Source organism: Salinimonas marina (assembly GCF_015644725.1).
Taxonomy (GTDB): Bacteria; Pseudomonadota; Gammaproteobacteria; order Enterobacterales; family Alteromonadaceae; genus Alteromonas.
Genome location: NZ_CP064795.1, coordinates 946,230 through 971,541, shown reverse-complemented (window position 1 = coordinate 971,541; position 25,312 = coordinate 946,230). Strand labels below are relative to the sequence as shown.

The following is a 25,312-nucleotide window of genomic DNA, read 5'->3' as shown; positions in this document are numbered from 1 at the left end:
TCTTCGGTGTTTTTGGAAGAATCCCTACCGGCTACATAGCCTTCCTACCATTCGCCGGGCTGCCGGCAGCAGCTTAAGGGGAAGAATTCTTTCTTCCCCTTAAGAATCCCCTATCGACCCCTGTCGTGAAAAACACTATCCCTACGACTCAGATGGCTGCCACCGACCGCGACGGCGCATCCCTGCACCGACCCGGCCTGACTCGGAATCCATTCCTCGTCTGGCAACCATTGTTTCTGAGTCTCCGGGCTAACCTCACTCCAAAGGGTAAATGTTCTTTCTTCGTATCTAGCAATAGTCGCTGGCCCAAATAATTTTGAAATACCAAAATCGACACGAGAAAATTCACATCGAATGAGAAGCTTCTTCTCCAATCAAACATCCTTATGCTTTTCAGCGTTCATAGAAGGTAAGCCTGCCTTAGAACAGTGCTTATCCTTCAAATGCATCTATGATGTATGCAAAACAACCTTGCGCTTTTCACCGCCCATCGAAGCGTATTGGTGTGCAGCACAGATGAGCCTGCCAGAAGCCAGGGCAGGAAGCCGCAGGCAAGGGGGTGCGGGACAGGATGTCACGTCGCCCCTGGTCTGGCAGGTCTGGGCGCAGCAACAATGGCTTACCCTTTGCAAGGGCAGCCGAGCCAGCATCCAGGGGAGCCCAGAGGGGCGCCGGGTGGCCCTCTGGTTGCTGTCGCCAACGCGACAAGAAGGTTTATATTTGCAGGGATAGCTTTGAATTATCTTCGGTGTTTTTGGAAGAATCCCTACCGGCTACATAGCCTTCCTACCATTCGCCGGGCTGCCGGCAGCAGCTTAAGGGGAAGAATTCTTTTTTCCTCTTAAGAATCCCCTATCGACCCCTGTCGTGAAAAACACTATCCCTACGACTCAGATGGCTGCCACCGACCGCGACGGCGCATCCCTGCACCGACCCGGCCTGACTCGGAATCCATTCCTCGTCTGGCAACCATTGTTTCTGAGACACCGGGCTAATTTCACTCCAAAGGGTTATTTTCTTTCTTTGTTGTCGAGACCGGGGTCTGGCTTCAGACATCCTGGTTTGTGTTTTAGCCCATCGAAGCGTATTGATGCGTAGCTTAGAACAAAATGCCAAGAGCCAAGGCAGGAGGCCAAAGCCAAGGGGAACAGGACAGGATGTCACGTCGCCCCTGGTCTGGCAGGTCTGTGCGCAGCAACAATGGCTTACCCTTCGCAAGGGCAGCCGAGCCAGAATTCGGAGCAGCCCAGAGGGGCGCCGGCTGCCCCTCTGGTTGCTGTCGCCAACGCGACAGGAAGGTTTGTATTTCCTGGAATATTGGCAGGGATAAATTCATAAAAACAAGCGAGACTATTGAATTTCTCCCTGTCGGCAGCAACTCCAGAAGGCGGAAGCCGGAAAAACCCAATCAAAAAAACTACCCTACCTGCAGCCACAAAAAAGGGAGCTCATGCTCCCTTTGAATCTGTTGGATTACACCGCCGAGGCCATATATTGTCCGCTGGCTACAGTCGGCCAGTCGCCCAGGACCGGGTGTTCCTTACCCAGGTAGGCTTGTTCCATACTGGTCCAGTTATAGCTGGCGCATAGTTTGGAAAGTTTTTTCATGGCAGATTTCTGGTTAACATGATGGCGAAAGCGCGATTTCATGTTGCTGTCAATACGCGGCTGTTCTGGGTCAAATTCCCAGGGATGCGTATAAAAGTTGCCTATGCGACCTTGCTGGCCCTTATTAAACAGATAATTAAACATCCAGAATGGCAGTAACCGGAAATAGCCACCACCGCCTGCAGGGAAAACCTTGTTCCCCATTACCGCAGTGGTAACCGGAATCTCTAACAAACCGTTAGACAACCGATACGCATCGCGAGGCGCATTAGGCACTCCATAGAGGTCGTGGTTAATAGGGTAGCTACTGGAGCTATATTTATAGCCTGCTTTGGCGATTAAGTCGTGGGCCCAATCGTTATCTGCGCTAATCGAAAAACACGGTGCCCGATAGCCTTTAACCTCAGTGCCGATGATATCTTCAATCAGTTTTTTGGCCTTGGTGATGTCTTCATAGAACACATCGGCATTTTGCTTGGACAAATGCTGATGCATAAAACCATGACTGGCAACTTCGTGACCTTCACGCACCAACTTTCTCAATAGCTCAGGATGCGCCTCAGCTATCCAGCCCAACGTAAAAAAAGTGGCTTTTACATTATTATCGGCAAAGGTCGAAAGTAACTTATCCATCTGAATTTGCAGACGGGACTCATAACTGGACCACTCATTTACCGAAATATCCTGGGCGAAGGCTTCGACCTGAAAGTATTCTTCCACATCGACAGTCATCGCATTTACATCTGTCATACAAACTTCAAACCTGTTTAAGCACACCGGGGGTGCGCACATTACACCTGATATTTATAGTGTCGATTTCAAAAATGAGATCTACTTCTATGTATTTTGCACCAAATCATAGCGCTTTTCGGCTAACTTTTACCTGCGAAGGAAAAGTGGGCTTACTGTGACTATTATGGTAGCTTATTTGGTAGTAATAAACGATGCGTGTGCTGATATAAATAAGTCTGGATGTCCTTTCTTATTAACCGAAAAGCAAACACTACTCAGCTGCATGGATGCAATCAACAGCCTGAAAATATTAGCAAAATGGTATGTTCAAGCTAATCTGAATAGGCACTGCGTCCAATTTATGAATTAGATTAAAGTAAAGTGCAGCTTTTTTTGTAGTTTTACGTATAGAGTTTGCGCCAGTCGTTTTAGGCGGTGTTGTCATTGAGGACAACAGGATGTTAATTAAGAAGTTGGAAGATTAACTTGATACACTCGCTTTATCTTAATCATGGACTGAACTGGATGCTGAATAAAGCATTGAGTCAGCATGTCTGTATTTTTACATTGCACCGCCCCGCAGGCCCTCATGGCCTGAACGGGGTTGATCTGGAAATGTTGGAAGCGCTGCTACAACTGCTTACCCGCCATGGGTGTCAGTTTATTAGTATTGATGAGCTGCTGACGTCTGGAAACTCTCTTAACCCGGCCAAAAACTATATCTGTTTTACCGTGGATGACGGCTACGAAGACCAGACTGAATTGCTCATCCCGCTACTGCTTAAATATCACGCTAAACCGACATTGTTTGTTATCACGGATCTGATTGAAGGTGAGAGCCTGCCCTGGGATGCGCAGATTACCACCACGGTCCTTTCAACCCGCCACAACTCCCTGGATGCGGCTCAGCTTGGCGTACCTGGGGAAAAGTGGTTATCACTTACCGATCGTCGCTATATTCGTCGCTACCTGTCGCTGCATGCAAAACGTCTGGAAAAGAACGCTCGCCAGACCTTTGTAGCGGCGCTGAAGGAAACCCTGTGCGCAGACACCCCGATTAATAGTCAGCATTTCACCCCCACCAACTGGGAGCGATTGCGAGAGCTGGAGCAACAGGGATTAACCGTAGGCTCGCATACCTGTTCGCACAGCCCGTTGGCAACGCTGACCCGTGAAGATATAGGTGAAGAACTGGAACGCAGTAAACGTATTTTGCATGCGCAACTGTCCCGGCCTTCCCGGGTATTCTGTTATCCGGTAGGAATGAACGAAGACTTTGACTTACGCGGTATCGAGGCCGTGAAAGACGCCGGATTCATCGGCGCACTTACCTCTGAACCGGGTTATTTTATTAGTGAAACCGCTGCTAAAAAGCCTTTCACCATACCCCGCCTGAGTTTGCCGGCCAGCCTGAATACGGCGGTTCGCTATACGTCCTGGCTGGAAAAGCTGCGAAGCCATCAATAACCGCCGGTTTTGCCACAGCAGCCCGACAATGAGATTCATCAAGCTGCTAAACTGCTTTGAATCAACCACAAAAAAGCCAGCAAATTGCTGGCTTTTTAATAGTTAAATCACAATACCCGGACCAGTCTAATACTGATAAACCACCCCTAACGTGATGCGCTGGTCAGTATAATTACTGCCAAACACACCGGTCTGGATATCGCCGGTGCTATCAATATACGAATAACCAATATTCAGATTAAAGTAACGCGAAAACTGGCGGTTCAGCCCCATCGAAAATCGAGTGTTTTCGCCATCGCCGGAACGGCCGTCTTCGGTAGTACGATCAATATTGGCAAAGCTTAATGATGTATTAAAGTTGGTAAATGCCCCTACCCGGTAATCTGCGTTCAACCCTACTGTTTTAGTGGTTCTTACCCGATCCTGCGCCAGATAATCATCATCACTGTATTGGGCAAACACCCCTACACGAAGTTTGCGAGATTGATAGGAAACTTGAAACTTACCATTTTTGCGCAAGATAACATCGTCTTCCAAAGCGTTGTTGTCTTCACCTAACTGAACCAGCTGCTCGCCGGCCTGAAGATCGTAGCCGGAGCCTGAAGGCTGAAAGCACAGGGCCGATAAAAAGCTGCCCGGGCAAACAAAGACCGCGGCATTAGACTCGCTGGACAACAACTGCGAAAAATTGCTGACGTCTTCGTTGTAAACCAGTGAGGTGCGGATCCGCTTAGCAGCATGCTCGAAGCGCACGGTGGCGGCATCGCCGTAAAAGCGTTTGCCATAACGAGCGAACAAACTGGTACGGGAAGTAAACGCCCAATCGACTTCAACACCCGGATAAACATCGCCATCATTGTCTTCGTTCGAAGAACTGGCTTTATTGGCCGTTATGGCCACATACCGAGAGCCGCTTTGCCGATAGGCAATACCCGCGCCCACACTGTCAAATTCACGCTCTTGCGCAAATTCATCATTTACTGAGCCAAAACTATGTGACTCGCTTTGCCCTGAAACCCGAAACGCCCAGTCGCCATAAACCTGCTTGTCGACAAAGCCATTCACATTATAACTTTCAAAGTCACGCTGAGCTGACGAGGTACGATCGGTATCACTGTAGTCGCCGGTAACATCCCAGGCAAATGTTCGTGCAGCATCGCCGTTAAACAAGTGACCATTTACCGAAATAGTGTCATTGTTCAGACGGCTATTGTTGGCGCCGGCAAATTCATTTTCTTCAGTACGAACTTTTGAATAGGCCACGGTACCAGTGCCAGCAATCCAGGCCCCCCGACTCAAATCAGTACTGGCACTAACGGTATTAGATTCAGTACGGGTTAAGTCGTTGGAGTTAACCAAAAAGTCTGACAGTAAGAAGTTGTTGGTATTGGCATTTCTGTAGGTTGAACTGCCCCTGGCCTGTAAGGTCAGCAAGCGCTCTATCGCTCGAAACTCAGCGTCGTAACGATATTCCAGATAACTGTCTTTATCGGAGCCGGCCTGAGCTTCCCGATCAAGGTAGGTGCCGGTGCCTGTTACTGAGACTGTGGCCTTACGGCTGTTGTACAGCGCCCGTAACGACGGCTCAATTTGCAGCGTGGTCAAATCCCGATCACCTCGGGTATCGGAATCAAGCTGCTGAAAAATAGCCTGTGAGGTTACTTTCGGCTGTAAGGTCAGATCGCCCGCGTGAGCACCTGCAGTGCTCAGCGACAGCGTTGTAAAAGCAGCTAACTTTGAAATAGCAAACTTATGCTTCATTAGCCTTTTCTTCGTCTTCTGCATAGTAATATCCATAGTAGCCCGGGTCGTTAGCGTCCTTATTCACTACTTTGTTTACCACAAACCCGATAGCCATGTTCGGGTTAAGACGCTCTGTGCTTAAGCGGATATCAGAAAGCTTGGAGCGGCCTTCTTCAACCACCACCACAGCCTGACCAGCAAAGTTTGCCAACACCGCGCTCTCGGTGATACCAATTAGCGGAGGTGTATCTATAATCACTATCCGGTCAGGATAACGGTTAGCGAACTCGTCCACAGTTTCGTGCATCTTCTGGCTAGCCAGCAATTCTGTACTCAGGTGGTGGGTACGCCCGGCCGGAATAATCTTTAATTTATCAATGTTCGTGGGATACAACACCTCGGCGATATCATCGACTTCGCCGGTCAGGTATTCCATGATACCGCGACGTCTTTCCAGCCCCAGGGTATTAAGAACATTGGGTTTAAGTACATCGGCATCGACCAGCAACACCGTCTTGTCCTGTTCGGCCGCAATACTGAGCGCCAGGTTTGTCGCCGTAAAAGTTTTACCTTCTGAAGCACGACCACTGGTTACCATGATGATATTGCTATTTTTAAGCGTAGAAGCCAAAGGACCAAAGGCATTAGCCAATAGCTTACGCTTAATTTCCCGATATTCTTCGTTAATACCGCGACGTTGCCCAGTAACCGAAACATGGCCATTGGCTTCAAGCCGTTCGATATTAATATCAAACGGGGTAACCTGGGTTTCCGGTCCCCGCGCAGGAGCCGTTCTTCGGCGTTTCGTCGTGGCGGCACCAGGCGTAGGTTGCTTCTCATTTTTGGCGTTTTCTGCAGCGGCCGCTTCGCGGCGACGCTGCAGTGCTTTTTCAATGGTATTACTCATTACAACATACTCTGGAAATTAACATTTAATAATTCGGCGGTCATCAGTGCTCCGTAAATCACCACTATCGCCAGTGAACTTAAGGTAAAGGCGACAATTCTGCCTTTGTTCACTTTGGAAATACGTTCGACCTCCAGGTGCGTAACGGTTCCCCAAATTGGATAGTCGGCCAGTTCTTTGAGTTGCCGCGCTCTGACCAGTATCGGTGCTACCTGGTTAAGCAGGAATGCAATACCAATACCGACACCAAAACCTACTAACAGAACCAGTGTATACAGCATCAGACGCTGAGGACCAGCCGGGCTGACTGGAACCATAGGCGGCTCGATAATGCGGAACTGAAATTCCTCAGCCGAGATTTCTGCCCGACGGGAAAGGTCGGAAGACTCACGTCTGGACAACAATTCTTCGTAGCGCTTTTTGGTAATGCCGTAATCGCGGTTCAGTGAAGCTTGTTCAGCTTCAATCTGAGGCACCAGGTCAATTTTCGATTCAACATCAGCAATTTTCTTTTGCAGATCTTCTTCTTTAACCTGTAACGAAGCGATGTTGCTTTGCAGACGGCTGACATCAAGTGACAACTGGCTGTTGTACTCACCAACAGGTTGACCGGAGTCATCACCCTGCTCATTGAAAAACTGCTCAATTTCTTCCTGGCGAGCTTCTTCAAGGTTAGCCAGCAGAGCTTTTGTTTCTACAACATCAGGATGCTGATCGGTGTAGCGCAAAGTCAGGGTGTCGAGTTGATCCTCAAGCGACTTAATACGGTCGTCGTAACGCGTCTGCAACGAGCTTTCGCCTTCGTTTCTGACCCCAAAACTGTCGGACATTTTGCCACTGGAGATCTGCGCCTTCATGGCGTCGATCTGCTGCTGAGTCTGACGAATCTCTAAGCGGGTAGCTTCCAGGTCATTTTTCATCGCCTGCAAAGAACCATAATAGGTTCCAGACAATGGCAAAATTTCGCTGTACTTGCGCTTAAAAGCAGCCAGACGCTGTTCCGCTTCGGCCAGACGATTTTCATAATCAGCGATTTGCTCATCCAGAAATCGGCCGGCGGTATCGGTGTCGCGTCGGTTGTTGCCTAACGACCCCTCCACAAACAATTCCAGTGTTTCCTGTACCACCCGTTGCGCTGCATTGGGCTCTTCATTGGTATAGGCAATGTCATAGATATTGTCTTCGCCAGTATAGATCAGCTCAATATCATCACTTAACTGCGAGATGAGTTCATTGAACTCAGCATCGCTGGTGGTGGTGATATCAAGATCGCTCTCCCTGGCGATGGTTTCCAGATTTGACCGGCTCAACAACGTTCTGGCCATCATCTTGATCTCTTGTTTGGGATCAGACTGAATAGCAATGTCTTTGAGCACAGGTTGCAATGGAGAACCAGTATCTACGTACACCTTCGCCGAAGATTCATACTGGTTAGGCAATGTTGCTACATAGAAGAATCCGATAGGACAGATTATCCATGAACAAATAATTATGATGCGCTTTTTTATCCATATTCCTTTGAGAAAATCAAAGAACTGCGCAATCGATGGCTGTAAATCCTGCATTTATTTTGTTCCGCTACTACTAGAACCAAGCCTCTGGGATGATAATAATATCACCTGGAAGGATATCGACATTTTCTGATATATCGCCGTCGCGAATAAGGTCGTCAATATTGATGTTATGAGTATGCTGTTCGCCATTTTTAACCCGAACCAACTTCGCGCTATTGCCATCAGCAAATTCTGTCAGTCCGCCTACTGCGATCATCAGATCCAGCAACGTCATGTTTTGCTTATAGCTAATCGCCTGCGGGTTCGCAGCTTCACCAATGACCCGGACCTGTTCGGCCAGTGGTCCCTGGAAGTTGTTAACGCTTACCGTAACCCGCGGGTTGTTAATAAACGTAGACAGCTTTTCTTCAATTTCACGAGCCAGAGTTGATGGGGTACGCCCAGCAACTTCGATATCCTCGACTAAAGAAGTGGTTACTTTGCCATCAGGTCGCACAGTATACTGACCTGAGATTTCGGGGTTACGCCAAACAAAAATATTGAGGGCATCACCAGGACCAATCAGGTACTGGTAATTATCAACATTTGAAGTTTGTGATGCGCGAGTCTTCGCCTGTGGCAAGTCGGAAGTACTGCTGCACCCGTATAATAAGGTTACTGCCGCCCCAAGAACAACAGGAATAATGCTTTTAGAGTTAGACATAAGAGATCTTCCCAAACTCGTTATGGTGAAATTTTTTTTAATAAGATAATTTACCCTACGGTAAATAACACTATAATGCCAACATCATTTGTAGTCTATTACAATAATTAGCTTTATGATGTACTTCGACGTTGCAGTATCAGGGGGCCATAAGTGGCTTTAAATAAGCACAATCAAAGTAAGCGTTCCAACATATTAGTTGTTACTGAAGCATTACTTATAGCGTATATGGGTTACATTACTCATTTCATTTTGGTTCAGTTGGAACTAACAAAATCAGCACATATCGAAAAATTAGCAGTTAATGTAGGTTTATTAACCGTTGCTATTTTATTGTGCTCTTTGTCAGTCGGCCTATACGAAGCCAAACTCAGAGAAACCTTTCGCGGTATCATCCGCCGTATTTTTGTCAGTGTTGGCTTAAGTTATTTTCTGGTTGAAATTATCAGTCGCGCCTTTTTTGATAATTTAGCTATGCACCCCTATTTTTTGCCGGCCGCCGTAGCCAGCATTATTATTACTTTAGTGGTGTTTCGTTATTTTACCAATCGTTTGGGTCTTTTAGGTCTGGGCAAAGTGCGGATTGTCGTGTTAGGTGCTGGTGAACGGGCCTCGATCATCGAAAAACGTATGCGCCGGGATGTGGACCGTATCGCGTTTGACCTGGTCGGCTTTATTCCTATTCCCGGTGATAACCGCGAAGAAGGTATCAAGCACGAAGAAATCATCCATGTGAAAGTAGATGAGAACTTCCAGCAGTTTATTGCTGACAATGACATCGAAGAGATTGTTATTGCCTGTGATCAACGCCGCGGGACGCTGCCTATCGAAGTCCTGTTTGAAAGCCGTCTGCGGGGCATTGAAGTGACTGATCTGCTCGACTTTATGGAACGGGAAACCGGACAGATCGTAGTGAATCTGATGTACCCAAGCTGGGTCATTTATTCAAATGGCTTTCATAGCCAGAACTACCTTCGTGATGCGCTGGACTATACGATTAATGCCGTACTGGCCGCGTTTATCTTCCTGTTTACCTGGCCGTTTATGTTACTTACCGCCTCCATTATCTGGCTTGATGATGGTCGTCGTACAGGCACCTCGGTATTCTATAAGCAGGAACGCGTAGGCCTTAATGGCAAGCTATTCAAGATCATCAAGTTTCGCAGTATGCGCCCTGATGCCGAAAAAGATGGCGCGAAGTGGGCCAGCAAAGATGATGACCGGGTAACGCGGATTGGTCATTTCATTCGTAAATACCGCATTGATGAGCTTCCGCAGCTGTTTAATGTATTCAAAGGTGAGATGTCGTTTATAGGCCCTCGTCCTGAACGTCCGGAGTTTGTAGAAAAGCTGGTACGTGAAGTGCCCTATTACAATCAGCGCCATAATGTGAAACCCGGTCTGGCAGGCTGGGCGCAGCTTAACTACCCCTACGGGGCAAGCGTTGAAGACTCTATGGAAAAGCTCAAATTTGATTTGTATTACGTTAAGCACCAAAGCATGTTACTCGACACTCTTATTCTGATTCGTACTGTCGAAATCGTGTTGTTTGGTAAAGGCCGGTAACCACCGGCTAAGCGTAATAAAACGCTGTGGCTAAAACCAGACTAAACACTGAAGGCTTCCTTAACCGGAAGCCTTTTTTTTGGTGCTTATTTTTATTGCTTATTTTTTAGCCGATCAAATGACTATCTTAAATACCGGTTTAGTACCATTTTATGAATTTTTGTCATCTGAAAGTCAGCTGAGGGTCATCTGGCCGCTATCTGTTCGATAGCTTGGGGCAGTCCCTTAGTACGTGTATTAACGGCTTAAACAGAGATTTATCGGTAATTGCGCGGGCGTATGCTCCTAAACCCGCTAATAATTAAAGACTAGCCAAATAGATTTATCTATACATAATCTACGACTTTGTAATTATTACAAGGTGGATATGAAAATACTGCTCGTGCATCTTCGGTTCAAAATATAAAAGCATCAGTACGGCAGTGTGCTCTTTCAACAGTTTGCGGTAAATTTGTTCAACACGTGACCTCTATCTGGCTCATACTCATGTATTACCATGGAATTGGGCTAACCCAAAAAAATGGCACACGGGTTGCTTTATCTATGGTAAGTAGAAGCCAAACAGGATGTTTGCGCTTTTATTCAATGTGTATGTGTGGAATTGTGTTTGGAATGGGATACACCTGTTTGGAGACGAAGAGGTGTATTTCTTTCAAAAAAAAGCGAGCCAAAAGGCTCGCCGATGTGTGGAATATGGTATTGTTATTATTATAAGCGCTCATCCGATGAGCTTCTTTAGCGTTTTCATTATGCCATCAATCAAAACAAAATATCCAGTATAAATACGCATTTACAACTATTGTTTAATATTGACCTATTTTTTAACAAAAAGGTCCCGTATTACCTACCTGCTTAATTCGAATATCCTGTTTGTCTTTGTCCCTATTTATACCTTTGTATACTTTTCATTGCTAAATACTAAGGCTATAAATTAAAAAACCAGCCTGAATAGTGAATTACATAAACAAGCTGGCTTTTAAAAAACAAAACGCTTTAACTAATCATCTTCTTTTAGACGAACATAAGTTCGATATTTTTTCTTCAATAGTTTATCGATGTATTGTGTAAGTTTGATTTTATGACTAATGGCATCATCCAGCGCATCTACTAACTCGCTTAGCATGGCTTTATAGTATTCGGCATCCTGAATTTCGTTGCCATTTGGCGTCATTAATTTTTTCTTGGGACGATGTTCAGCATTGGCCCCCACCGCTGGCTCATACTCTTCATCGTCTTCAGCGCCCTGCTCTACCCCGTTTTGTTCGGGTAGGAACATCTCTTCGCTGACTTCACTAATGACCGTGTCTACCGAATTTTCATCCAGCGTTTCCAGTTCTTCTAAATATCCGTATAACAAAATACGGTCCATTAGCGTATTGATTTTGCGTGGTACACCCCGGGTAAAGTGGTGAATGCGGGCGAATGCTTCTTCTGAAAACAGCGCAGAGCCTCTCCAGCCAGCGTGATGCAAGCGAAATTCAATATACTCCCGGGTTTCTTCCAGGGTCAGCGGTGCCAGGTGACAGGACGCCACAATACGCTGGCGGAACTGTTCCATATTGGGCGCCCGCAGAATCGGCTGCAGCTCTTCCTGGCCCAGCAAAAAGCTTTGTAAAAGCGGTTTACCGAACTCCTGAAAGTTAGACAGCATACGCAGCTCTTCAATAGTCTCCAATGGCAGGTTTTGCGCTTCGTCAACCAGTAATAAAGCCCGCCGCCCGGTGGCGCTGAGATCATACAGATAAACTTCCAGCACTTTTAATATGTCGGCCTTAGTTTTTCCTGCCACCTCAAGTCCGAACTTCGAGGCCACCATCTTTACCAGCTCATCAGGGCTGAGTTTAGGCGTCACAATGTGCGCCACCATAATGTCATCTTCTATATCAGCTACCAGGCTGTTGGCAATGGTGGTTTTACCGGTCCCGATATCGCCGGTGATGACAATAAATCCTTCGGCCTGCGACAGCCCGTACTGTAAGTAGGACATCGCGCGTTTGTGCCAGCGACTGGCGAAGAAAAAATCTGGATCTGGCGTTAGCTGGAATGGTTTAGAATCCAGCCCATAATAACTTTCATACATGAAATTACCGCTTCAACATCTGACAAACTGCCTAAAAGATACACTAGCTTAGCCTAAACCCTCGTGCTGCGCTATGTACTTAGTACAGTGATATTTTAACTCGTTTATGATGACGACGACTGCGAACCCTTGTTGACAATTTGTTCAATGATTGCAGTGGTCGACACCCCCTGTTCAAAATGCAGCACCTTTACCTGACCGCCGTTAGCAATAACTTCCTGGCCACCCGCAATATCCTGGATTTCATAATCTCCGCCCTTGACCAGAATATCAGGCAGCAATTTTGCAATAAGCCGCTGCGGGGTGTCTTCGGTGAAAGGAACAACCCAGTCCACCGCACCCAATCCCGCCAGCACCGCCATGCGCCGCTGCACATTATTCACCGGCCGACCCGGACCTTTTAACCGGCTTACTGAGGCATCATCATTAACCGCGACAATCAGCCTGTCGCCCAATTCAGCAGCAGCCTGAAGATACGACACATGCCCGGCGTGCAGAATGTCAAAGCAGCCATTGGTCATGACCACGGTTTCATTGCGGGCCTTTGCCTGGCTCAGTGCCAGCGCCAGCTTATCTTCGCTTAGCACACCAGAGTCTTTGTGGCCGTGTTGTTCAGACAATGCCATGGCCAGTTCGGTGGCCGTTACCGTCGAGGTGCCCAGCTTACCCACCACGATACTGGCCGCAATATTCGCCAGTACACAGGCATCTTCTAAGGAACAGCCGGCCCCATACGCAAGAGCCAGGGTGGATACCACGGTATCGCCCGCGCCGGTAACATCAAATACCTCTTTGGCTTTGGCCGGCAAATGGAAGCTCCCCTGGGAGCTTTGATAAAGCGTCATCCCCTCTTCTGAGCGGGTTAAGAGCAATGCTTCTAAACTCAGCTCATGTTTTAATGCCTGAGCCTGGCGGGTGAGCTCCTCTTCATTTTTTGCACTGCCGGCCACGGCCGTAAATTCTGCCATATTAGGCGTAATCAGTGATGCGCCACGATACTTCGCAAAATCCGTGCCTTTTGGATCAACTATGACAACTTTTTGATGGGCCCGGGCCAAAGCGATAAATTGTTGCGGCTGACTCAGACAGCCTTTGGCGTAGTCAGACAGGATCACGACATCAGTATGCTGTAGTTTTGCTTCAAAACGTGCCAGCATTTGTGACTTATCGGCTTCAGCAAAAGATTGTTCAAAATCCAGCCGCAACAATTGTTGATTACGACTCATAACCCGTAGCTTGGTAATGGTATCTTTACCAGCAATAGCACTAAACTGGCAGTCCACATCAAATGAGCTTAACCGTTGCTCTAGCAAGGTGGCGTTTTCGTCTTCGCCCACCAGCCCCAGTAAGCTTACCTGTGCGCCAAGCATGGCCGCATTGATCGCGACATTAGCGGCGCCGCCGGGTCGGTCTTCACTGCTGTTTACATTGACTACCGGCACCGGTGCTTCTGGCGAGATGCGTTGTGTACTGCCGCCCCAATAGCGGTCAAGCATCAGGTCGCCCACAATCAATACCCGGGTTTTGCTGAAATCTGGTAATATCATGGCGTTTCTTTTTTGATGTAGATAAGTAAAGTTGCCCGTGAGTATATCAGCCTCAGCGCAAAATGAGGACAATCCAGAACCGGTCTGGTTTGTATATATAATTGAGAACCGGCTGGGTCAGCTGTATACCGGGGTGAGTGTGGATCCGGCCCGGCGCATGCGCCAGCATCTGGGTGAGCTTGCAGGAGGGGCCAGGGCGCTTAAGGGTAAAGCGCCCCTTAGGTTTAAATTGATGCTTGAGCTGCCCGATAAGCAAAGTGCGATGCAACTGGAATATGGCATCAAGCAGCTCACAAAAGCGCAGAAACTACGTTTAATTGCAGGCGACCCTGCGACCCTACCATCCCATTTGCGAGCCCACCTGAAAACCTAGGATAAAAATTCAAAAATGCCGTTTACAATCAAGGCTATCCCTACCGCCAGACACAGTTCCAGACACGCCACTCCAACATTATGTTGCTTGTCCACTTCCTGGCGATAATCCAGTCCCCACAAAATCACTTTTTTACTCAGGTTGACCAAAATATACAGTGCAAGAGACAGCACCACACTCACAATCAACCAGCCGGTGACATTGCTGACATAGCCATCGGGGTGATAATTGAGCAGATGCCGGGCCGAGGCTACAATCAGCGCGGTCCCCAGCAAGTTACCCGCGTGTTCTACCGCCAGCGCCAGCTGACCTTTTTGCAAGGCCCCCTGAAAAGAGTCGTTTTGGTTATCGTGGGCATAGCGCACTTCATAGATACGGGTCATGAATAGCAGAATAATCAACACCACGGTAAAACCGGTGGTGATCGCAATCATCGCATTCACATCACTGCCATCTACCCACAGCACCATACTGCGCAAAATAATGGCACTGGCAATAAGGCTGGCCGCATCCACCAGCGCGATACTCACGCTGCGCTCGCCGATAAGCGCCCGGGTATCTACCCGGTTTAAGACAAGCTTATCGTGGGCAAAACGGCCGAACTGAACCAGTACAATCCCGGCCAGGCCAAAGGTGATCATGCCGGTGGCGGCCGATTCAAAGCCTTCACCCACATGACGACCAACTACCGACGCGAGCACAATACACAAGGACAACATTCCGCCGGCGATACTGATACCAAACGCAAAATTATCTTTTACCCCCAGTTCATCCGCCACTGAGCTTTTTCTAAACGCTCCGGCCAGCCACTTCATTACCACCAACAGTGCTAACGCCAGCAGCAGATCGATGGTCAGGTAAACCCATAAATCCCGCGGCAGCGGCACCAGTTTGACCAAAGTTTCCATGAATTCTCCCTAATTGCGTCTGGTATTGTTATAACAGGCTGGAGCCTGTCAGGTGATTATGCCAGACTCGCCATTTACCTTACTCTTCTTATCGGTGACAACCGACCACAAAAAGGTGTGTATTATGCCTACGCAAATACAGATGAACAGGATTATCGACGAACAGGGGGCTGCACACTGGCAGCGCTTTTGTGAGCAGCACGATACATCCCGGCTGGCTGAGCATGAATCAGCGATTATCAGTATATTCGGGCGCAGCGAGTTTATTGCTCGTCAGTGCCAGGCCCATCCAGAGTGGTTGCACGAACTTATCGATGAGCCCACTGCCGCTGTTGATCATGCCACTCAACTGGCTGAGCTACTGGAAGATATCACTAGCGAAGCGGCGATGCACAAAGCGATAAGACAATATCGCAACCGCCACATGCTGCACCTGGCGTGGCTCGATCTGCACAATGAACAATCTATCGAAACCTCACTGCGCGCCACCTCAGAGCTGGCCGATGCGCTTATCTATTACACCTACTTATGGATATACAACCAGCTTACTGCGCGTTATGGCACGCCGCAGGGACCCTATGGGCCCCAACCCATGCTAATGCTGGCCATGGGTAAACTGGGCGGGATGGAGCTGAACTTTTCATCCGACATCGATCTAATTTTTTGTTATCCCTACAAAGGCGAGACGCAGGGGGCGAAAAAATCTCTTGAGCATCAGCAATTTTTTAACAAGGTCGCACAAAAACTGATTGCGGCGCTGGATAAGGTTACCGTCGACGGTCAGGTGTTCCGGGTCGACATGCGTTTGCGTCCATTTGGCGATAGTGGTCCGCTGGTCAGTCACTTTTCAGCCTTCGAAGATTATTATCAGGAGCAGGGACGCAGCTGGGAGCGTTTTGCCATGATAAAAGCGCGGCCCGTTAATCCTCGGGGCGACTATAATGATGAGCTTTTGCAGATCCTGCGCCCTTTTACCTTTCGCCGTTATCTTGATTTCACCACCATTGATGCCTTACGTCACATGAAAGGCCTGATAAATCGTGAAATACGCCGCCGGGGCTTGCGTAACAATATCAAGCTGGGGCCAGGCGGGATCCGGGAAGTGGAGTTCTTTGCCCAAAGTTTTCAGCTTATCCACGGTGGCCGCGAGCCGCTACTGCGCCAGCGTGGGCTTAAAGACACTCTGGATGCACTGAGCGAGCTTCATATTGTCGAGGCTGACACCATATCGATGATCTACCAAAACTACCTGTTTTTGCGCAAACTTGAACATACCCTGCAACAACTTAACGATGAACAGACCCAGACCCTGCCCGACGATGAGCACGGACGCGCGGTGCTGGCGGCGGTCATGGACTATGCAGACTATGACACGCTGGGAACCGCCCTGAATGCCAAAATGGCGGATATCCATGCCCAGTTTAATGATCTGGTAGAAGAACATCATCAGGCTCATGATGAAACCGACACCCTGTTTTCGATATGTAAGGATGCCTGGCAGGTAGACCTGGGCCTTGAAGAGTTTGTTGCCCTGTTTGATGACTACCTTGAAGGCGACGAGTGTGAGCAAGTCTACCGCCGGCTGGAAGATTTTCGGGCGAATCTGCGTAACTTCAGGCTGGGTGAGCGTGGTGGCAGCACCCTTGATGAGTTAATGCCGGAGCTATTGCACACCCTGGTAGAGGCGCATCCTGATCGCATTGAACAGGTTATGCGCCGCGTCCTTAGCGTGATCAAGGCCATTACCGGGCGCACCACCTACCTGAATTTGCTTCTGGAAAACCTCAGCGTGCTTAAACAGTTGGTAAAACTGTGCGAGCGCAGCGAATGGATTGCGGTACAGATAAAGCGGTTTCCCCTGCTGCTGGATGAACTGCTCACGCCCTTGTATCTGGAGCAACAAAATACCGGCGCCGCCGACAGTCTGCGCGAATATCAGGACGAGTTACGGCAACTGTTGTTGCGGGTAGAGCCTGAAGATGTCGAACTAACAATGGATATTTGCCGTCAGTTCAAGCTTAGTCAGCAGCTGCGAATTGCCGCGTCTGATATTAATGGTTCGCTGCCCATTAACAAGGTCAGTGACAAATTGACCATGCTTGCCGAAGCAATATTGAATTCCGTTATTCGCTATGCCTGGCAGCAGGTTTCACTTCGTTATGGGCAACCAGCGCATCTGAATGATAATAATCTGGGCTTTGCGGTGATTGGCTATGGCAAGCTGGGCGGGTTCGAGCTTGGTTACGGCTCAGATCTGGACCTGGTATTTTTGCATAATGCCCCGAAGGACTCACAAACCAATGGCAAACGCAGTGTCAGTGCCCAGCAGTTTTATATAAAACTGGCTCAGCGGATAATGCATTTTTTAAATACCACCACCCTGTTTGGTCAGTTGTACGAAACGGATTTACGCCTGCGCCCTTCGGGATCGGCCGGCCTGTTGTGTTGTCATATTGACGGCTTTGAAACTTATCAGCGTGACGAAGCCTGGACCTGGGAGCATCAGGCACTGGTGCGCGCCCGGGGCGTAGCCGGCGATGCCAGCCTGTTGTCTCAGTTTGATGTGGTGCGCAGACAGATTCTGACCCGCCAGCGTGCGCTGCCCTCGTTGATAAGCGACGTTACCTCCATGCGTGAAAAAATGCGCACGCACCTGGAACATCAACGCGAAGAGGGCGTTGATTTAAAACAGTGTGCCGGGGCATTACCGATATTGAGTTTGTCACCCAATATCTGGTGCTAGGCTACAGCCACCGGTTTGAAACCCTGATTCGACATACTGACAATCTAAGTATTCTGGATACTGCCAAAAACCACGATGTCATCGACCAGCAAGTGTGTATACAGCTGCAAGAAGCTTATCTGAAGCTGCGCGATCATTATCATCAGCTTACCCTGGCAGATGATAAGTATGCCCAAAGCTCAGATACTCTGGATGAGCTCAGACACTGGGTTCGCAATGCCTGGCATCAGATTTTAGCGGTTTAATTTGCCTTAGCGCACTGTTCTAACAAAAATTCAGTGGCCCTGGCAGTGACGACCAGCGAGCGCTGGTCGGCACATACATAGGCGTGTACATCACCGGAAAAGTTGCTGTCCACCGCACTGGCGATTTGAGTTAACGAGCCCACCAGGGTGTCATCCACCTGGAAGTGATGTTTGATGACAAAGTCCTGTTCCAAATCCCAGACTACCTGCATACCTTCTTTTTCCGCGTAGTCCGAGATGACTTCGCGCAAGGTATTGCCGGCCTTAAAGCTACGAAACTTATGCTCGCCCACCCAGGCGTCGGTGACCGGTCGGTGTTTACTGGCCCGGCTTTTCAGTTGCTCATCCAGCCCGTCTTCGTTTCTTTCTACGTCGACCACAAACTCTGAGGAGGCGCTGTTGCCGGCACTTGAAGACTGGCGAAACTCCCGGTAAAAATCACTCAGCCCTTTGGACACTGATTTTTCAGCCGCATCGTCGGGTTTGTCTGAACCGCCCTCCAGATAAATTAACCCCGCCGCCACCATAATTAACACTAGCGCCAGCCCGATTTGCTTGGCCCAGAATGATGTTCCTGAATAACCCTTAGATGCCATTTGTCTTTATTTTTGGTCCGTTAAAACTATTAGCATAGTACAGTCAAACCCAGAATTCAGGCAATTAACAAAACGACTAATCGTATAACGAGGCATCCGTATCATTCGGACGCGTCTTGAAACGCTTATGCATCCATAAATAGCTTTCGGGTTGTTCTGCCACAACAGTTGCCACCTGTTGGTTAAGGTGGGTCAATGCGGCATGGGTCTCCATTTCAGCCAGCTCGGGCATGGGCGGATAGATTTTCACTTTGTAGCCTTTGGAGGTGTATTGGGAGGTGAAAATCATGGGTATGCAGTCGGCACGACGGGCAAACATCAAGGTTGCCGTGGAGGTGGCGGTTTCTTTCACCCCACCAAAAGGCACAAACACACTCTGACTTTTGCCATAGTCCTGATCCGGCAGGTACAGGCACAATTCCTGGTTATCCAGTGCGCTGATCAATGCCTTCGCATTGCGCTTATGAATCATATATTTATTGGAGCGTGCCCGGCCATGGTATTGCAAATAATCCACCAGGGGGTTGTTGTGCTTGCGGTAAAAAGCAATCGCTGGATGGGTGTACCCTAGCCCTCGACAAGCAAACTCCAGATTCATATTGTGCAGCGCCAGCCCAAACACGCCTTTGCCCTGGGCGATGGCCGCTTCCACATGCTCGTAGCCTTCGAGTTCAAAACACCGTCTGATACGCCAGCCTGGCCACCACCATCCCATCGCGGTCTCAAACAGAGCCATGCCGGCACGCCGCAAATTTTCACGGGCCAGCGCCTCTACTGACTGCGGGTCAAGTTCAGGATAGGTTAAGGCGATATTACGTTTTGCCACTTTCACCCGTTTAGGCACAATAAGCCCAACCACACGGCCGGTACCGGCGCCAATTCGGCGAATCAGTGGTAATGGCAGCCAGGTAATGGCATACAACACCACAACCCCAACCCAGGTTAGCCAGTATTTTGGTCCTAAAAAAGACCATTTAAATGAAGGAGGTGTAATAGCAGACAAAAGATAGATCCGATAACTGTTTAGGCGCTATTGTAACGGCAGTTGCGGCGGATACCAATTGCTGGCACGGCAGAAATCACATTTTGGTGGCCCTGGGGGCTTTGACGGCATAGATCAAAAAACCCCGCGGTGCGGGGCTTAGGTAAAACTTAGTATTCTTTATCTATCTGTTTAAGTTTTTTCTCAAAACTTTCTACATCATCTTTAGACTCATAGTCGTAATGGTATTGATTATGAAAGCCGTACTGCAGTTTCACCTTCGGGTCTTCTACATACAATGTGTAGCCATCCATATCGGTAAACGCAGTGATCCCGTTTAACAGGTAACGGTCATCTTTTTTTTCCCCAAACTGGCGAATTTTATCAAATACCTGTAACAAAAATTTGTTGTCCAACTCGTTTCTCATAAATATCCGCATCCCTTGTCTGCTTTATCTATTAGTACCTTATTTGAGGCCGGTTGGTTTACTTATCAATGGGTCAGGTGTCCGCTTCAATTGAAGTTGTAACGAAAGCCCAGTGTGGCGGTATTCACCGACAAATCATGTTCTCCGCGAATATGTTCGTATTCAAAACGCAGCATGGTGTTTAGTCCCAGATAGTAATCAAAACCAAATCCCACCAGCCCGGCGAACACGCCTTCATCGTAACGGCACTGCCCGAATGAGACCTGACCATAATCACAGCCACTGACCTCCCCGGCCACCGTATAACCGCCGCTGACATCCGCGCGCATTACACCCAGCTTGTAGTACAGTTCACCTTCTCGACCACTGGCTTTACCCAATAATGCCAGATAGAGCGCATCGGCTTTGGCCCCGGCGTCGTCGTCAATATCATCAAACAACCGCTTGAAACCGCCCTCCACATACCACTGCGGTGCAAACTGGTGCCCCAGCCCTACATAATAAGCGGCGCCGCTGGCATCACTTTCAATAAATTCTGCATCATTGTAGCCGGCGCCAATCACGCCATACATCTTCTCCGTTGCCTGTGCACCCGGGCACAGGCAGGCGGCCGCAAGCACGCCTGTCCATAGCTGTTTCATGTAAATTGTATCGCTTTAAGGTTTAGAAAAAATATTCCAGGGTTACCTGAAGATGATCATCGCGACGTAAGTGGTTTAGCGTACCGGGTACATCAGATGAAAAGAAATAGGCGTCAAGCTTCCAGCGCCAGTTGTCGGTCATACGGCTTGAGGCTTCCACAAAGCCACTGTAGGTACCTGAATTATCCAAATCCTGGATATAGCCTGCTAATAGCTCGGTGCCATCAATATCATTGAAGGTCCAGCGCGCGCCAACCATTAGATCGTTCTGGCCGATGGCAAAAAAGTTATTTTCACGCTCATCGTACTGATATTCCATCAGCAAACCAAGATCGTAGTTGGTACCAAAAACCCCCACGGTGGTTCGTTCAAATCCGGTCACCGCGGCGGCAAAGTCCTCTGACTGACCAGTGCGGTAGATACCTTCAAATTTAAGTAGCCAGGCACCCTGCACTTTGAGCAGATCTACCCCCACCTGCTGAATCTGGGCATAGTAAGGAAAAATATGCGCATTCTGCTGGTCTTCGATACTGGCACGAAGTTCAGGTTCGCGGGTGGTCCCATCAAAATAAGACAAGCCGACTTCCCACTCCCCTAAGCTGTTCTGGTAGCGTAAGGCATAATCAAGGTGTTGCTGCTCAGCACCCGACTCGTACACCGCCCGGTCATTGTCGATGGGTAGCCCGGGGCGCAAGCGACCATCCAGACCATTGAAGGTTCGTTCACGAAAATAAGGCAGTACAAAGGCAGAAACGGTGCCCCAGTCGCCATAGGTGGTGAAATTTACCATGGGCTGGCCCAGTTTCTCTTCACCATCAAACTGATCTACCGTATCGGTCTGGTTGATAATATCGACCAGATGTAAGGATTCAGTCTGGCCCCAGAAAACCTTGCCAACGCCTACACGAGTTTCCCATTCGTCGGCCACATGCAGCCATTGAAATTCACGCATATCCACATGGGTCCGTTCACTGTCACGCTGATCAATACGCGCAAACGGCTTGACCAGTAAGCTGTCCTGCCCATCATTCCACTGGGTATAAAACTCCGGTTCAATGGCAACCGACGTCTGGCTTCGGGGCTGGCCCGGATACAGCGCATCCTGCAAAAAGTAGCGCCCTTCCACTGAGGCACTACCACCAATCTCTATTTCTGCCTGGGCAGAAAAAGCAGCCGATGCCATTACCGCTGCTGTCATAATGTGGGATTTGCTCATGAGGTTATCGTGCTCTGCGTAAACTGTTTTTATCAAAATCAGACTCATCCAGTCCTTGTCCAAATTCTAAAGAATTGGTGCTCAGCTCAGTGGATTTGCCGGTTTGCAGATTGTACATGTAGCTGCGATAGGGGCGCCAGAACTCTTTTCCATTAACCTTATGGGCCTGATAATCTTCAAACTCCAGCGTTTTTACGGCTGCGCCTTTACGGTCAAAGAACTCAACTTTGCGAACCCGGTAATGTTCCTGGTCAATCCAAACAATCTGTTTTGAATAGCCGGAGAACTCATCCTGCGGGGTTTGTTCAATAACAAACACTTTTTCGCCGTTGTATTTATCTTCACGCAAAAACTCATAGGTGAACTTTTCTACTTCAAAGGAAGTCATGTCCTCGAAAGCAAACTCACTGCTCATAAAAGGCCCCGACTTATTGCGTGATGCAATCCGTTTGACCCGCTTGATGGCAGGCAAATAAATCCACTGTTCATCAGGTTCCATGGCATGGGAAAAACTTAAAAAAGCAGTGCCGGCCACATCCCGGGGTGAGTCGAACACGGTCAGTGCTTTATCACCATCGGTCTGCATCTCCAGGCTACTGACCCGCATTTCGCGCGTAGCTTCCTGCCCCTGCGCATTACGCAGAATCATGGTCATGTTAGCCACGCTGTTGTCCCAGCCGGTATCTCTTGCTTTGCGTTCCTTGGCAATTTCAAGGCCTTTGGTCGCCGCGTCATCAGACGCCTGCTCTGTATCATCAGCCGCCTGTACCGCGGCACTGCAAACCATTACGGCCCATAGCCATAGCAGACTAAGTTTTTTCACGTAATTCATCTTCGTTACCTCTGGAGTTACGTTTGTCTTTGTCCAGCCACATCAAAAATGCCGGTAAAAACAGCATATCGACAATTAATGCAGCTACGATAATAATGACGGTCAACGCCCCCATATCAGAGTTAAGTCTGAAATCGGAGAGCATCAGTATACCAAAACCAGCGGCTAAAACGGCGGTGGTGGTCACCAGCGCCTGTCCCACCGTGGTAAAGGTATAGATAATAGCATCATTCACATTCTTGCCCATTTTCCGGGCAAGCTGGTATTTCGATAAAAAGTGTACCGTATCGTCAACAATTATGCCCATGGTCATACTTAATACAACCGAAAGGGCCATATTGATCTGGCCTGACAGCATGCCCCAAACACCAAAACCGATGCCCGCCGGAATCAGGTTTGTCAGTAAGCTCACCAGTCCCAGACGCCAGGAGCGCAGGGCAATAATGATAAGCCCGGAAATCAGGATCAGAGCCAAAATGGTGCCCCACACCATACTTTGCATATTTCTGGCGCCGATATGGGCAAACATCAGGGGCGGACTTGCTGCTTCCAGTCGCAAGTTTGGTGCCAAATCGGCAAACCAGCTACGAGCACGTTGTTCAAACTCGGTAAATTCATTACTGCCCAGATTATCCAGTACCGCGACGATCCGCACCGCCGACTTATTGATATCAATCTGATTGTTTAAATCAAGGCCATAAGGCAGTGACATTTCGTACAATAACAAATATTGCGAGGCGGTTTCTTTATCTTCCGGCAACCTGTAATACGCCGGATCGTCATTATTCATATTCATGTTCAGCCGCTTCATGGTATCGGCGAAGCTGGTAACATGATGCACTTCAGGCTGTTCATTCAGCCACTTGGTCAATGCCGCGACTTTTTGCAGGACCTGGGGATCATTGACACCGTATTCTTCGTCGGTATAAATCACAAAGTCGATATTTGACATGCCGCCCATGGTTTCTTCCTGCACATCCACCGCCTGACGGAAGGTACTGGCCTGACCAAAATACTTCACCGCAATATCGTTGAGCTCATTGTTGGCAGAAAAGGCCAGCGATACCACGACCACCAGTAATGATACCGGCAGGATACGTTTGTGCCGGGCGCAAACCCAGTCTCCGGCACGCTCAAAACGTCCGGTAGCGGCTTTTTTAGCTGTGGGTACCCGCAGGGGCGCCAGATTCAAAATCGCCGGCAGGATGGTGAGCGAAAACAAACACGCCAGCATCACGCCCACTGCCGTCATATTACCCAGGTCGGCTAAGATTGGCACTGCGGAAAAGTTTAGCATTAAAAAGCCGATAGCCGTGGTTACACTGGTAATCACAATCGGCTTGGTATTCACTTTCAGGCTTTCAATTAAAGCCTCATGCTTAGCCATCCCCTGACGGGCAAACTGCCTGAAACTTACGATGATGTGGATACAATCGGCTACCGCCAGGGTCATAACCATGGTAGGTACATTGACGGTTGCGGTACTTAAGAACAGACCCGCCCAGCCGGCCAGCCCCATCGTGACGGCAATGCATGAGCCGACAATAACCAATGTTGCCAGCGCCGACACAATCGACCGGGTTAACAGGGCAATCATCAGGGTAATCACCACAAACATGGCCGGAATTAATGTTTGTGCATCATCCTGAGCGGCCACCGCAAACGCATCATTCATGATCACCATGCCGGTGAGGTAGATGTCATGCTGCGGATATTGTTGTTCGTATTTTTGTTCCAGACTACGGGCGTAGTCTGCAATTTCTATAACCTCTTTGGTCTGATCCCCATCCGGTAGCTGAATAGTGGCATTTATAATCGCCACTTCGCCCTGGCGTGACACCAGACGGCCGTCGACTTCGGGGTACTTTGCACCACTTCGCGCACCCATTGGATGTGCTGCGAAGAATATTGCCCTTCATTTATAAGGTCCGTGACCACCAGATCATCGTCCTGAGCGTAGGTATGCTGATAGTTCGCTACCGACTCAATGCGGGTCGACAAGGGCAACTGCCACGCATCTTCGGTAAGTCCGCGAATAAGCTTAAAGGTATCCTGCTGATAGACGGTCTGATTTTTAGGCACCACTAAAAATGAAACATTCTCACTTTTATTGAAAATGTTCTGCATGTCCTCAAATGCTTTTCGCTGAGGATTGTCAGGCTCAAAGAACACCTTGTAATCGCCCCGGAAATAAAGTTGCGAGGCTCCGGTGGCCGTTACCGCACAAAACGCTACAAACAATAACAGCGCAAATTTTGGTGAATGCAGACACCACTTCATCCAGCCAGGAAGCTTTTGCATTGAATATCCATACCTTTTGTTTGATTCAAAACCTTGCTTAGTGTATCGACAATTACCCCTGCTATGTAAGCCATCCGGCGGTTTTTCTTCTTATTCCTCCGTATTATTCATAGATAATGGCCAGCAATTGCTGATACCGACCACCCAACTGCAGGTTAAATTTGTTTTAGACAATTAACA

Annotated in this window: 21 protein-coding genes; 5 read left to right on the top strand and 16 right to left on the bottom strand. The window is 48.6% G+C overall.

Annotated elements, in window-relative coordinates:
- Nucleotides 1-1,473 precede the first annotated feature (1,473 nt).
- The gene (locus IT774_RS04110) at nt 1,474-2,358 is read right to left on the bottom strand and encodes an XrtA system polysaccharide deacetylase (RefSeq protein WP_195811459.1); all 885 of its coding nucleotides are present in this window, start codon (nt 2,356-2,358) and stop codon (nt 1,474-1,476) included.
- A 468-nt stretch (nt 2,359-2,826) separates the two neighbouring features.
- On the opposite strand from IT774_RS04110, the gene IT774_RS04105 reads away from it, so the two are divergent.
- The gene (locus IT774_RS04105) at nt 2,827-3,807 is read left to right on the top strand and encodes a polysaccharide deacetylase family protein (RefSeq protein ID WP_195811458.1); all 981 of its coding nucleotides are present in this window, start codon (nt 2,827-2,829) and stop codon (nt 3,805-3,807) included.
- Between the two features lie 126 nt (nt 3,808-3,933).
- On the opposite strand, the gene IT774_RS04100 is transcribed toward IT774_RS04105, so the two are convergent.
- The 4 genes from IT774_RS04100 to IT774_RS04085 are packed head-to-tail and all read right to left on the bottom strand — an operon-like array spanning nt 3,934 to nt 8,674.
- Complete coding sequence (locus IT774_RS04100; protein ID WP_195811457.1) at nt 3,934-5,568, bottom strand: porin family protein; 1,635 nt, start codon at nt 5,566-5,568, stop codon at nt 3,934-3,936.
- A complete protein-coding gene (locus IT774_RS04095; RefSeq protein ID WP_195811456.1) occupies nt 5,558-6,457 on the bottom strand; it encodes an XrtA-associated tyrosine autokinase in 900 nt (299 codons plus the stop codon). The genes IT774_RS04100 and IT774_RS04095 overlap by 11 nt, the downstream gene beginning before the upstream one ends.
- Nucleotides 6,457-8,022 (bottom strand): XrtA system polysaccharide chain length determinant, encoded by a 1,566-nt coding sequence (locus tag IT774_RS04090; protein WP_195811455.1) that lies wholly within the window; start codon nt 8,020-8,022, stop codon nt 6,457-6,459. The genes IT774_RS04095 and IT774_RS04090 overlap by 1 nt, the downstream gene beginning before the upstream one ends.
- Before the next feature lie 19 nt (nt 8,023-8,041).
- A complete protein-coding gene (locus IT774_RS04085) occupies nt 8,042-8,674 on the bottom strand; it encodes an XrtA/PEP-CTERM system exopolysaccharide export protein (protein WP_195811454.1) in 633 nt (210 codons plus the stop codon).
- A gap of 153 nt (nt 8,675-8,827) precedes the next feature.
- Between IT774_RS04085 and IT774_RS04080 the strand changes: the two genes are divergently transcribed.
- Nucleotides 8,828-10,240, top strand: coding sequence for a TIGR03013 family XrtA/PEP-CTERM system glycosyltransferase (locus IT774_RS04080; protein WP_195811453.1), 1,413 nt, complete (start codon nt 8,828-8,830; stop codon nt 10,238-10,240).
- 997 nt (nt 10,241-11,237) lie between these two features.
- Here the strand turns inward: IT774_RS04080 and IT774_RS04075 are convergent.
- Nucleotides 11,238-12,320, bottom strand: coding sequence for an XrtA/PEP-CTERM system-associated ATPase (locus IT774_RS04075; RefSeq protein WP_195811452.1), 1,083 nt, complete (start codon nt 12,318-12,320; stop codon nt 11,238-11,240).
- Nucleotides 12,321-12,424: 104 nt separating this feature from the next.
- Nucleotides 12,425-13,867 carry a bifunctional D-glycero-beta-D-manno-heptose-7-phosphate kinase/D-glycero-beta-D-manno-heptose 1-phosphate adenylyltransferase HldE gene (gene hldE / locus IT774_RS04070; RefSeq protein ID WP_195811451.1) on the bottom strand — a complete coding sequence of 481 codons (1,443 nt, stop codon included), beginning with the start codon at nt 13,865-13,867 and terminating at the stop codon, nt 12,425-12,427.
- A 37-nt stretch (nt 13,868-13,904) separates the two neighbouring features.
- Between hldE and IT774_RS04065 the strand changes: the two genes are divergently transcribed.
- On the top strand, nt 13,905-14,240 hold the full coding sequence (locus tag IT774_RS04065) for a GIY-YIG nuclease family protein (RefSeq protein WP_232365115.1): 336 nt from the start codon (nt 13,905-13,907) through the stop codon (nt 14,238-14,240).
- Here the strand turns inward: IT774_RS04065 and IT774_RS04060 are convergent.
- Nucleotides 14,237-15,148 (bottom strand): DUF350 domain-containing protein, encoded by a 912-nt coding sequence (locus IT774_RS04060; RefSeq protein ID WP_195811449.1) that lies wholly within the window; start codon nt 15,146-15,148, stop codon nt 14,237-14,239. The genes IT774_RS04065 and IT774_RS04060 overlap by 4 nt on opposite strands.
- Nucleotides 15,149-15,272: 124 nt before the next feature.
- Between IT774_RS04060 and glnE the strand changes: the two genes are divergently transcribed.
- Both glnE and IT774_RS17275 read left to right on the top strand, forming a co-directional pair.
- Nucleotides 15,273-17,891: a bifunctional [glutamate--ammonia ligase]-adenylyl-L-tyrosine phosphorylase/[glutamate--ammonia-ligase] adenylyltransferase gene (gene glnE, locus IT774_RS04055; protein ID WP_232365114.1), complete on the top strand. Its 2,619-nt coding sequence runs from the start codon at nt 15,273-15,275 to the stop codon at nt 17,889-17,891.
- Nucleotides 17,840-18,136 (top strand): hypothetical protein, encoded by a 297-nt coding sequence (locus IT774_RS17275; RefSeq protein WP_232365113.1) that lies wholly within the window; start codon nt 17,840-17,842, stop codon nt 18,134-18,136. Before glnE ends, IT774_RS17275 begins: the two co-directional genes overlap by 52 nt.
- Here the strand turns inward: IT774_RS17275 and IT774_RS04050 are convergent.
- From IT774_RS04050 to IT774_RS17270, 8 genes are all read right to left on the bottom strand, one after another.
- Nucleotides 18,133-18,732 (bottom strand): TcpQ domain-containing protein, encoded by a 600-nt coding sequence (locus IT774_RS04050; RefSeq protein WP_195811448.1) that lies wholly within the window; start codon nt 18,730-18,732, stop codon nt 18,133-18,135. The two genes, IT774_RS17275 and IT774_RS04050, sit on opposite strands and share 4 nt — an antisense overlap.
- A 76-nt stretch (nt 18,733-18,808) precedes the next feature.
- Complete coding sequence (gene lpxL / locus IT774_RS04045) at nt 18,809-19,735, bottom strand: LpxL/LpxP family Kdo(2)-lipid IV(A) lauroyl/palmitoleoyl acyltransferase (RefSeq protein WP_195811447.1); 927 nt, start codon at nt 19,733-19,735, stop codon at nt 18,809-18,811.
- A 149-nt stretch (nt 19,736-19,884) separates the two neighbouring features.
- On the bottom strand, nt 19,885-20,142 hold the full coding sequence (locus IT774_RS04040) for a DUF3081 family protein (RefSeq protein ID WP_195811446.1): 258 nt from the start codon (nt 20,140-20,142) through the stop codon (nt 19,885-19,887).
- Nucleotides 20,143-20,228: 86 nt separating this feature from the next.
- Complete coding sequence (locus IT774_RS04035) at nt 20,229-20,783, bottom strand: outer membrane beta-barrel protein (RefSeq protein WP_195811445.1); 555 nt, start codon at nt 20,781-20,783, stop codon at nt 20,229-20,231.
- A 22-nt stretch (nt 20,784-20,805) separates the two neighbouring features.
- A complete protein-coding gene (locus IT774_RS04030) occupies nt 20,806-21,966 on the bottom strand; it encodes a hypothetical protein (protein ID WP_232365112.1) in 1,161 nt (386 codons plus the stop codon).
- 37 nt (nt 21,967-22,003) lie between these two features.
- Nucleotides 22,004-22,831 carry an outer membrane lipoprotein-sorting protein gene (locus IT774_RS04025; RefSeq protein WP_195811444.1) on the bottom strand — a complete coding sequence of 276 codons (828 nt, stop codon included), beginning with the start codon at nt 22,829-22,831 and terminating at the stop codon, nt 22,004-22,006.
- Nucleotides 22,809-24,719, bottom strand: coding sequence for an efflux RND transporter permease subunit (locus IT774_RS04020; protein WP_232365111.1), 1,911 nt, complete (start codon nt 24,717-24,719; stop codon nt 22,809-22,811). Before IT774_RS04020 ends, IT774_RS04025 begins: the two co-directional genes overlap by 23 nt.
- Nucleotides 24,641-25,132, bottom strand: coding sequence for a hypothetical protein (locus IT774_RS17270; RefSeq protein WP_232365110.1), 492 nt, complete (start codon nt 25,130-25,132; stop codon nt 24,641-24,643). Before IT774_RS17270 ends, IT774_RS04020 begins: the two co-directional genes overlap by 79 nt.
- Nucleotides 25,133-25,312 lie beyond the last annotated feature (180 nt).